9 protein-coding genes are annotated in these 10,946 nt (G+C 60.7%); 6 read left to right on the forward strand and 3 right to left on the reverse strand.

Translation table 11 applies throughout. From position 1 onward, the window contains the following. On the reverse strand, positions 1-309 hold a 309-nt coding region (locus VGG64_20940; GenBank protein ID HEY1602083.1), incomplete at its 3' end, for a glycosyltransferase. A 213-nt stretch (positions 310-522) separates the two neighbouring features. Here VGG64_20940 and VGG64_20945 point away from each other — a divergent pair. From VGG64_20945 to VGG64_20970, 6 genes are all read left to right on the forward strand, one after another. Further along, positions 523-1,350: a carbon-nitrogen hydrolase family protein gene (locus tag VGG64_20945; GenBank protein ID HEY1602084.1), complete on the forward strand. Its 828-nt coding sequence runs from the start codon at positions 523-525 to the stop codon at positions 1,348-1,350. A 953-nt stretch (positions 1,351-2,303) separates the two neighbouring features. Continuing rightward, a complete protein-coding gene (gene folK, locus VGG64_20950; protein HEY1602085.1) occupies positions 2,304-3,290 on the forward strand; it encodes a 2-amino-4-hydroxy-6-hydroxymethyldihydropteridine diphosphokinase in 987 nt (328 codons plus the stop codon). Positions 3,291-3,383: 93 nt separating this feature from the next. Continuing rightward, positions 3,384-4,289: a pantoate--beta-alanine ligase gene (gene panC, locus VGG64_20955; GenBank protein ID HEY1602086.1), complete on the forward strand. Its 906-nt coding sequence runs from the start codon at positions 3,384-3,386 to the stop codon at positions 4,287-4,289. A gap of 72 nt (positions 4,290-4,361) precedes the next feature. Next, positions 4,362-5,633 carry a prolipoprotein diacylglyceryl transferase family protein gene (locus VGG64_20960; protein ID HEY1602087.1) on the forward strand — a complete coding sequence of 424 codons (1,272 nt, stop codon included), beginning with the start codon at positions 4,362-4,364 and terminating at the stop codon, positions 5,631-5,633. A gap of 239 nt (positions 5,634-5,872) precedes the next feature. Further along, a complete protein-coding gene (locus VGG64_20965; GenBank protein HEY1602088.1) occupies positions 5,873-6,388 on the forward strand; it encodes a peptidylprolyl isomerase in 516 nt (171 codons plus the stop codon). 80 nt (positions 6,389-6,468) lie between these two features. Further along, positions 6,469-7,866, forward strand: a complete 1,398-nt coding sequence (locus VGG64_20970) for a hypothetical protein (protein ID HEY1602089.1) — start codon at positions 6,469-6,471, stop codon at positions 7,864-7,866. A gap of 34 nt (positions 7,867-7,900) precedes the next feature. Here the strand turns inward: VGG64_20970 and VGG64_20975 are convergent, their stop codons facing one another. Both VGG64_20975 and VGG64_20980 read right to left on the reverse strand, forming a co-directional pair. Next, the gene (locus tag VGG64_20975) at positions 7,901-9,052 is read right to left on the reverse strand and encodes a sialate O-acetylesterase (protein HEY1602090.1); all 1,152 of its coding nucleotides are present in this window, start codon (positions 9,050-9,052) and stop codon (positions 7,901-7,903) included. Positions 9,053-9,135: 83 nt separating this feature from the next. Continuing rightward, on the reverse strand, positions 9,136-10,674 hold the full coding sequence (locus VGG64_20980; protein HEY1602091.1) for a CoA-acylating methylmalonate-semialdehyde dehydrogenase: 1,539 nt from the start codon (positions 10,672-10,674) through the stop codon (positions 9,136-9,138). Positions 10,675-10,946: the final 272 nt, after the last annotated feature.

Raw genomic sequence — 10,946 nt, forward strand, 5'->3', positions numbered from 1 at the left:
GCTGCCATCGTCGACCAGCACCATCTCGACGGGCAGGCCGGTGCCGCGCACGCGGCGCACCACTTCTTCGATAGTGTGCAGTTCGTTGTAAATGGGAATCACCACCGAAAGCACAAAGCCCGTCGGCAGTTCGTAGATGCCCATCCGTCGGCATATATGGGCACCGAGCAAGCGGCGCAAGGTTTCATAATCCGGCGCGGCATCGGCCTCGGCGGCTGTACCGACGCCGGGACACCAAATGCGCGGCGCCTCGCCCGCAGGGCTGGCGCTTGTGCGCTCATTGCCGCTCGCTTGATTTGGTGAATTCATCGGGTTGAGCGTCCGACCGCTGAGAGGGCATGGCAAAACCTGCCGCTAGGCAACGCGTCCCGGTGCGCAGGCTAAGAACGTGCCGGTTGCTGGCCGATCGAAATCACGTGGATAGCTGACTCGAATTGCCGCCGGTATCCTACGATGAATCGACGATCCTGTACAATCGGCCGAGTTACGCCCGTGACCTACATTTTGGCAGGATCATCGTCCATGATTTCCCCGTTTCGGGCGGCCGCCATACAAACCTCAAGTAGCGAGGACAAAGCCGCCAACCTGCTGGCAACCACGGCCCTGGTCGAGCGGGCGGCCGCGGCCGGTGCACAACTGGTCGCTCTGCCTGAAATGTTCAACTGTTACGGGCGGGCGTCGCAGATCCTGGCGGCGGCCGAGTCGGTCCCCGGCCCTACGAGCGAGGCCTTGTGCAGCCTGGCGCGCCGGCTGGCGATCACGCTCGTGGCAGGCAGCTTCTGCGAGCGCACTGCCGATCCCGCCAAAGGGTTCAATACGAGCTTATTGATCGGGCCCGACGGGAATGTGCTGGCCCAATATCGCAAGCGACATCTCTTCGACCTGGAAATTCCCGGCCAGGTCAGTTGCCGCGAATCGAGTTGGCTAACGGCTGGGGACGACCTGTGCGTCACGGGCACGCCCTGCGGGCGGATTGGCCAGGCCGTTTGTTACGACCTGCGTTTTCCCGAAATGTTTCGCGAAATGGTCGACCTCGACTGCCAAATCATCTGTATTCCGTCCGCATTTACTTTGACCACCGGACGCGATCACTGGGAAACGCTGCTGCGGGCGCGCGCTATCGAGAATCAGGCCTATCTGATCGCGCCGAATCAGTTCGGCCAGCATGCGCCGGGACTGACAAGCTACGGCCGATCGATGATCGTTGATCCGTGGGGCACCGTGCTCTGCACCGCAGCCGACGACTGCGGAATGATTCTCGCCGACATCGACCTATCGCGAGTCGCCGAGGTGCGCGCTCGTCTGCCGGCTCTGCAGCATCGCCGCGACCGACGAATTGCGCGATCGTAAAAAGCGTCGCAAAAATTTTGATTCCGCTAGCAGAGCGCATTAGGCCCGCTGCGCTGCTGCGTTTTCGCCAATCTCGCGCGGCGCGCGCGCTCAAATCGTCGAGACGTGCAGCGCGGGTCAATCCATATCGAGATTGCAAGCAGTTTTTTTGCAAAGATGGTGACTTGCTGTTTGTTGTATCTCTTCGGATTTTGATTCTTGACAATCGTCGTTCGCTTCGCAAAATGTGCGGATGCGTTGATCAAGAGTTTGCGACGTACGTTCATCCTGTCACTCAATCCTCTTGCTGTTCAGCACGAGTTCATGTCGACCAGAAGATTCCATCGGAAGTCGACAATGACGCAAGTTCGAGTAACATGCTGTGCCGTGCACTTGGCGTGGCCGTTGACGTGATCCACGTCTCGAAAATGCTAGCAGCCTACGTGGTGACGTGTGGAACTGCTTGGGATACAGTGCTGCGGCTGGGCGATAGTTAGGGTAAGCAGTGTTGGTGGCGGACTGTCTTGAGTGACGGACTTTGTGCCGTTGATGACTGCAAAAAATCCGTCGTGTCATTGGTCAGGATGGCCGGACATGCGGACAACTACTCTGTGATTGACTCAAACGACCGATTGATTGAAGCGATTGGGGGAGCGACGACATAGGGAACGACTGTCGGTGACTATAAGGTCACTTACACGGAGGTTCCCCCCAAGCGTTTTTATGTCACGGCCAGTATCAAATCGCGGGCCCGGCGGTGCATCAAGGCCATGGCAGTCCGCTTCTCATCCACCGCCAAGCGGTGTTGAGAACCGTCAGATTGGCTGAATATCGATTCTCTGGGCCCGGCTCGTAATGCGCGCGACGGCCCAGCGGCGCAATTCGTGTACAATGGTGCTGGCGGTCCGCCCACGGATCGCGCATGCAACGTATCTCAATTCGCCCGCGGCCAATCCTTGCGGCGACTCTCTGTCATGGCACTCTGTCTGGTGGCCTTGGGGGCCAATATCGGCGATCGGCGCGGCACCTTGTTGCAGGCTGTAGCCCAGCTCGCAGCTGCGCCAGGAGTGACGGTACGCGCCGAGAGCGGCTGGCAAGACACACTGGCGGTCGGCGGCCCGCCTGAGCAGCCTGAATATCTAAACGGCGCCGTCCTCCTGGAAACATCGCTGGCTGCGCCCGCCGTGCTATCGATCCTCAAGCAAATCGAAGTGTCGCTGGGACGCGTGCGCGACGTGCGCTGGGGCCCCCGGACTGTCGATTTGGACTTGCTGCTGTACGACGATCTGGTGCTCACCTCGCCCGACTTGACCGTGCCGCATCCGCGAATGGCCTTTCGGCGCTTTGTAATCGAGCCGGCGGCCGAAATTGCCGGCTGGATGCGCCATCCGACGATTGGTTGGACGCTGCGCGCATTGCGCGATCATCTGCGCCATGCCGTGCCCTACGTGGCAATCGCTGGCTTCGATGCCGCCGCCAGAATCCGATTGGCGGCGAATCTGGCCTCGCAAAGTCACGGCCGCTTGATCAGCGCCCCTTTTCCGGTCGAATATGCCTCGGGAACAGGCGCCGACTCGACTGGCCCGGTCCGCGGTCGGGCGATAGAATTGCTCGACTCGTATCGCCGGCTGCTGGACAGGGATCAATGGGCCGAGCTATCGCGATTGGCCGTCAGCGATTTTTGGATCGAACAGCCGTGCAGCGACGCTTCGTCGATGAGGCTCGGGCAAGTCGAGCAAGAATTTGCCCTGGCCGTCGCCGCCGCTCGCACAACGACGATGCGCCCGAAGTTGTTGATCCTGTTGGATCCGCCGACAAATCTCGCGGACGCCAACCAGCGGGCGCGAGCACTTGCTGTCCTGGCACAGCGGCCAGGTGTGGGGCCGCTTTTGCACCTGACGAACGCGTCGCCTGAGGAGAACCTGGCACAGGCCGTAGCGGCGGTCGAGGCCATGACATAGGCCCTAGATCGCGGCTGGTGATGGCTGCGGAGCATCGGGAACAAGTCCGCTAGATCACGTTACAAAACGGACAGAGACCATCGTGAAATTTCCATGACGCAAGGAACCTCGACTCCTGCAACATCGGCCAGCGATACCTGCCGTATTATTCCGACAGGCGCCGCATTACGCGACGCCATCGCTTCGGCTCGACGTGCAGGGCGCACGATCGGGTTCGTGCCGACGATGGGAGCGTTGCACGCCGGCCATACGAGCCTGGTTGACGCCGCGCGCCAGGAGTGTGATCTGGTCGTCGCGTCGATCTTTGTCAATCCAACGCAGTTTGGCCCCGGTGAAGATTTTGAGCGGTATCCGCGCAACCTAACTGCCGATGTGGCGCAACTAGCGCCGCGCGGCGTCGAAATTGTTTTCGTTCCATCGCCGACAGAAATCTACCGGCCGGGTCATGCGACGATCGTCGAGGTCGCGGGCGTGACCGAGCCGTTGGAAGGACCCATTCGACCGGGCCACTTTCGCGGCGTGGCCACGGTGGTTCTAAAGCTGTTGAATCTGGTCGCGCCTGACGTCGCGTTTTTCGGCCAGAAAGATTTTCAGCAGTCGTTGGTCGTGCGTCGGCTGGTCGCCGATTTGGATGTGCCGGTCAAGATTCGCGTCTGCCCCACAGTGCGCGAACCCGACGGATTGGCCATGAGCTCGCGCAATGCCTATTTGGCTCCGGACGATCGGCAGAAAGCGCTCGTGCTGAGCCGTTGTTTGGCGCACGCTTGCGAACTGTTTGAGTCGGGTCAGCGTGATGCTGCGGTGATCAAGCATCAAATGCGCGAGATGTTCGACGACGCGCCGGGCGCGATGATCGACTACCTGACGCTGGCGGACAGTGAATCGCTCCACGATGTCGACGAAGTAACGCCGCACACCGTGGCGCTCGTGGCGGCCCGGGTTGGCAGCGTCCGCCTGATCGACAACTGTTTTCTTGGGCAGAAACCGCTGTGGCAGTGACAATTGCCGACGAACGGCAGATAGCAAACCTAGACCAGCAATACACCGACTGATTACCGACGACTCATACTTATGCTTTCCACCCTCTTTTACATTCCGACCGAAGTTGCAGGTTATCCCGTGTTCGGATTCGGACTACTCTTGGCCGTTTGGGGTATAGGCAGCGTACTTTTGTTGGCATGGCTCATTCGCCGGCAAGGGCTCAACGCCGATACGCGCGGCTATCTACCTGTGCTGCTGTTGTTGGGAGTCGTGATCGCCTACTTGTTGCCGGCTATTTCCGAGCCCGCAGGGCTGCCGATCCGCGGCTATGGGATGATGCTATTGGTGGCCGTGGTCTCGGGCGTGGGTATGGCCGTGTATCGCGCGCGACGGATGGGAATCGAGCCCGAGTTGATCATGTCGCTGGCCTTCTGGTTGTTCGTTAGTGGCATCGTCGGGGCGCGCTTGTTTTATCTGATCGAATATTGGGACAAGTTGATCGCCGGCAAATCGCTTGGCCAGGCCTTGGCCGCCGCGGTCAGCATCAACGAAGGGGGCCTGGTCGTTTACGGCATGCTGGTTGTAGGAGGGGGCGCATTGCTGGCCTTCATCTACTGGTATGACGTACCCGGACTAGCGCTCGCTGATTTGATCGCGCCCAGCGTGGCGATCGGGCTGGCATTCGGGCGTATCGGCTGCTTTCTGAACGGTTGTTGCTTTGGTGGGCCGTGTGATCTTCCTTGGGCCGTCTCCTTCCCGAAAGATAGCGGCCCCCATGAGCAACAGATTCGGCTCGGCCAGGTCTACGGCATAATGGTCGTGGCGGATAAAGAACATCATCCTGTGATCGGCGAGGTGATGTCCGGCGTGCCGATGGCCAGCGTTGGGCTGAAGGTAGGCGACCGCATCGAGACGATTAATCGCCACGAAGTCCCCACGCTCTCGGAAGCTCAGCAGGAATTGGGCGAAGCCTTTCTAGCCGGCAAACCGCTCGAGTTGACCACCAAGCGCGGTGTTTACCGCTTGAGCGCCGTTCCGGGCACCGACCTGCGCAGTCGACCGGTTCACCCAACGCAACTCTATAGTGCGATCGATGCGTTCCTGCTGTGCGCATTCCTGATTGCCTACTATCCCTACCGTCGGTGCGACGGCGAAGTGACCGCGCTTACACTGACGCTGCACCCGCTCAGCCGCTTTATGCTGGAAATCATTCGCACCGACGAGGGGCCGGTCTTCGGCACGGGCCTGAGCATCTCCCAAAATATCAGTCTGCTGGTGCTAGCGGGCGGGATTGGCCTGTGGTTTTATGTCAGCCGCCAGCCGCGCGGCACGATCTGGCCGCCCCGTATCGCGACGGTCTGATGCGCGTCGATGGAATTCCGCAATTTCGCCGTGATTTGCCCCGTTGGGTAAGTCCCGCGCGGCCCCCAAAGGCAAGATTCGGCAGACGTCGCGGCGGGGTTTGCGTCCGCCCCCATTCGGGTAAAATGCCAATACAATCGCGGATACGGCGAGGTTTGGCCCCGTCGACCGCTGCACGCACGCTTGTACTAGTGCGCGAAACCTAGACGCACGCCACTACAGACCTTTTGGAGATGATCATGGTTCCTGATGCCGGCGAATCGAAACTCCCCCGCTGCTTTCTCGACATCACAGCCGACGGCAAGCCGCTGGGCAGGATCGTGATCGAGCTGCGCGCCGACGTCGTGCCCAAGACGGCCGAGAATTTTCGCGCTCTTTGCACCAACGAAAAAGGCTTCGGCTACAAAGGGAGCCCATTCCATCGCGTCATCCCCGACTTCATGTGCCAGGCGGGTGACTTTACCCGTGGTAACGGCACCGGCGGTAAGTCGATCTACGGCGAAAAATTCGCTGACGAGAATTTCAAGCTCAAGCACAGCGGGCCGGGCGTCCTGAGCATGGCCAACGCGGGTCCCAACACCAACGGGTCGCAATTCTTCCTGTGTACGGTGCCGACGCCATGGCTCGACGGCAAACATGTGGTCTTCGGGAGCGTCGTCGAAGGAATGGACATCGTGAAAAAGGTCGAAAAGCTCGGCTCCCGCTCAGGAGAGACCTCGGCCAAAATTGTCGTCGCGGACTGCGGAACGTTGTAAACGTAAACACGCACGGGGGCATCGTTATGGTGAGTGCATGCCTGCGGAGTCGACACGGCTGCCTTGACTTGGCCATGCTGATGGCCATCAATATGTTGGCGCTGTCGCTAACAGCGGCGCGCGCTGATGAACCATCGACTGCCGCTGAGGTGCCGCTCAAAAAGGTTGTGCGCGTGATCGACACGTTCGGCAAGTCCGTCGTCGGGGCGATCGTGGTTCCCTGGGCGATTCGTTCCGAACGTGGTCATGGTGCCTGGACCGTTGAGGGGTGGGGAGGGAGCGAACCGCCGAAGTTGACGACTGACGCCGCAGGCGAAGTGACGATTCCCTTTCCTCGTTTCATCGACAAGGAACGGGAAACCAAGCCCAAGGCTCTTACCTGCCGCGTCGAACATCCTGACTTCGCCGAAACGGTTTATAACGACGTAGCCGTGGTCGACGCGGAATTGCCGAACGAGGCCGTCATCACGTTGCATCCGGGCGCCAGGGTCTCGATCGCCGCCTATGCCGGCGATGAGCCGCTGGATGTGACACATGTTCATGCGCTGTGGAGCAGTGCCTCGCACTGGTCTCACGGCTCTCCTGTCAGTGGCCAGGCTGGCCAACATGGATGGCGCGAGTTGCCGCGGCTGCCGGCCGGTTCGGAATTGCTGCGGCTGCTCTATGTACCAGACGACGGGCCGGTCATGTTCAGCGGCGTCCGGCAACTCGAGTTGGCCGATGGCGAGCGGTACAAGGTGCGCCTGGAAATGAGGAAAGCGTGCCGCATCAACGGGCACATAGACGATTCGGTGCCGCGCCCGGTGCAAAACGGGCGCGTCGTTGCCGAAGTCAACGCCCGAGCCAACGGTGATGGGCGGAACACGCTCGATTGGCGTGAGAGCGCATTAATCGGCCCGGATGGTTCCTTCACCTTGGAAGCGATGCCACACGGCGATTTGCAAGTCATCGCTCTGTGCGACGGTTTCATGGCCGAGTCGGGCGAGCCGCCAGAGTTTGCCGCCGATCACGAGCGGCAACAGGTCTCGGCGTTCAACCGTCCGCAGGTTTTCCCGATCGCGGACGAACAGCACGAGATCACGCTCAAGATGACGCCCACGGCCGACTGCCTGGTGCGCGTGCTCGATCCCGATCGGCAGCCGGTGCAAAGCGCCACCTGCAGCTTCTGGCCTAATGTCGGCTGGTGGGGAGGTGGAAGCCAGATTTATTGCCATCCCCTATACGGGACCCTCGCGGTGCTTAAAAACCCGGACGATATCAAGACCGCCCTCAAGGCAGACAAGTTGTATAGCGCGATGACCGACGCCGAAGGGGTTGCGCTCGTCAAAAACTTGCCCCCTCAGCAAGGCAGCACGTTCGTGGTAAGTGACGAGAAAGTGCAGCTGAAGGTGGCAGGCGATCAAGGCTACGGCCATGCCGACCTGACCGCCGGCGAGCCTAATAATGTCACCGTCACGCTACTAGAGAAGAGGAAGTAATCGGCGCGTGTCCGCAGTTTTCTGGAAAACCGGATTACCGCGTAGCGGACTCGGCCCGATTCAATTCCTGCCAAAGCGCGGCAAACCACATCAGTCCCGCCCGGCGCTGGCCAATTCCAGAAAAGTGCCGGCGCGTTCCCAGGCCGCCCCGATTGTCGCCATCGAGAATGTCGGTATCGGGCCCAGGACGGAAGCCTGGCATGGTCCACAGCTGGCCGATCGCGGCGCGGATGCGACCCTCGCCGGCTGGGTCTTTGTAAACCGTGGGGTGCAAGGTCGATTTGGCCAACAGCCAAGGCGGATCGAAGCCCCATTGTTTCGCCAGTGCCTCGCGAATGGTCACCAGGTTCTTTACGTAGTAATTGGTGTCACGATGCTCGATGACGTCCGACTCTCCCTGCTGCCAGAGCACGGCGCGGAAGCGACTGATGGCACTCCCCGCCGCTGCCAGGCGGTTGTACAGCTCCTCGCCCGGCAGCCATTGCCTGGTGGACGTACCACCGACGGCAACATTTACGAAGCCAACCGGCACGCGCAACAGCGGTAGCAGCAGGTTGCCGGTCGTCGGCCAGATCGTGCCGCCGTCGCCCGCATTGGGTTGTGGATCATTGGCCACTTGCCACGTTTTCTTTACCGCGTCGAAAGCGACGACTCGGCCGTGAGGATCTTCGACCTTGGTGATCTCGTCGTTCGCGCCTACGGCATACGACTGGCCGGCGATGACAAACACTTCCCCCACGCCGAACGGCTCGACGTTTCCGCTCGCAACAACCTGCTCGGCACGTCGTGCGCGAAGTTCAAGCCTATACCATCCCCCGGCCGCCACGCGCCCGGTTGCCGACCAAGTGCGGTCCTGGACGTCCCCTTGGATCATGGCCCAATCAGTGCTCGCACCAAACGCCCCCGGCAAGGCAATAACGCGATACTCGAACACCGGCTTGTCGTTTCCGGCATATGTCGCCAGCGGCAGCAGAGCCTCGAAATGCACGTTGGCAAAGCCGAGCGCCGGACCGCCGGGTTCGTGCTCGTGGGCGTGGGGCGGGTCGAAGCCCTCGCGCTGCACCACCTGGTACGGTTGCGGATGACGCAATTCCATTCGCACGGGCACGTCGGCCCATGCCGTAGGAACGATGCCGACAATGCTTGCGATCAACAACCCGCACGAGAACGCACGTCGCTCTGCCATCACTTTCACAGCCTTTTGGTCATGAGTTTGCGAATAGGATAGACGTGGGCTTGGCTCCGCTCGCACTGCAGATCGCGCCCGTATTATTTGGCGCCGCCGGCGCTCGCCTTCCAAATTGGGTCGGCAGGTGAATCCGAGGCCGATCGAAACCAACGGGTCATCGTCAATTTCTGTTGAGTATAAAACATCACGCCTTCGACACCTTGCATATGCAGGTCGCCGAAGAATGATTTGTTCCAACCGCTAAACGGAAACCAGGCCATCGGAGCCGGCACGCCGACGTTTACGCCAATCATGCCGGCATTAAAGTGCCGCTGAAACTCGCGCGCCGCCCAGCCGCTTTGCGTGAAGATGCTGGCGCCGTTACCGTATTCGCAGTCGCGCCCTACGGCCAGCGCCTCGTCGAGGTTCGACGCCCGCACGACCGACAACACGGGGCCGAAGATTTCCTCGCGGGCCAATCGCATCGTCGGCTGCACGTGATCCACGACGCTTGGTCCAAGCAGGAAGCCTTCGTGGGGCAGATCGAACGAACGTCCGTCGAGCGCCACTTCGGCTCCTTCGCCGCGCGCTACGTCAAGAAACGTTGCCACGCGATCGCGGTGGTCGCTGGTCACGAGCGGCCCCATATCGACATCCGCGCCGTGATCCGTGGGTCCGACCTTCATCTGCTTTCCCACACGGCAGAGTTCCTCGACCACATCATCGGCGATGCGGCCCACCGGTACCGCGATGCTGCCCGCCATACAGCGCTCGCCGGCGCAGCCAAAAGCCGATGTCTGGAGAGCTTTGACAGTTTGCCCCAGGTCGGCGTCGGGCATGATGATCAGATGATTCTTCGCGCCGCCAGCGGCTTGCACGCGCTTGCCATGCGCGGTGCCCGTCGTGTAGACGTATTTGGCGATGTTCGTCGAACCGACAAATGACACGGCGCGGACCAGCGGGTGCGTCAGCAGGGCGTCGACGGCCGTCTTGTCGCCATGCACAATATTGAACACGCCGGCGGGCAAGCCAGCTGCGACGAGCAATTCGCCGAGCTTCATGGCCGAGAGCGGAACTTTTTCCGACGGCTTCAGGACGAAAGCATTGCCGCACATGAGGGCAACCGGGAACATCCACAATGGGACCATCGAGGGGAAATTGAAGGGCGTGATGCCGACGCACACGCCCAGCGGATGGCGGCTGGTCTGGCAATCGACGCTCGGCGCCAGATTCTCGAGCGATTGCCCCATCAGCAGGCTGGGAATGCCGCAGGCAAACTCCACCATCTCGATGCCACGCTGCAATTCGGCGCGGGCTTCCGAGATTGTCTTGCCGTGCTCGCGCGTCACGAGCGCTGCCAGTTCCTCGCTATGGGCCTGCAATTGCTCGCGGAATCGGAACATGACGCGAGCCCGCTCTACGACAGGGGTATCGCTCCAGCTGGGCAGAGCCTCGTGCGCTGCGCGTACGGCGCGATCGATCTCCTCGGCCGTACAGAATGGGACCACCCCTTGCACACGACCCGTCGAGGGATTGAAAACGTTGCCACGGCGATTGCTCGTCGACTTTTCGAGCTGGCCGCCGATGAGGATTGGTACTTCCAGGGATGCGGCACTATCGTCGGAAACTGCCGATGACATAGATCGACCTCCATGGCTGGAAGGTGTCAAACAATATTGTGCTTTTCATGTGCGCTGAGCAAAGGCGCACAGCGAATCGACTTGTCTACGAGGGGGACCAGGCCGTAATATCTGCCTTGGCACCTCTAAGGATTCGTCTTCGTCGGGTAGTATAGGGGCAAATCAATTTCGTTGTCAGCAGTCGGTTGAAGCATATGCCACGAATAGTCCGCGGCGGATTGATCCAGGCGACTCTCTGCGAGCCAGCCACATCGCCCGTGGCCAAGATCAAA

It is taken from the genome of Pirellulales bacterium (genome assembly GCA_036490175.1).
Classification (GTDB): domain Bacteria; phylum Planctomycetota; class Planctomycetia; order Pirellulales; family JACPPG01; genus JACPPG01.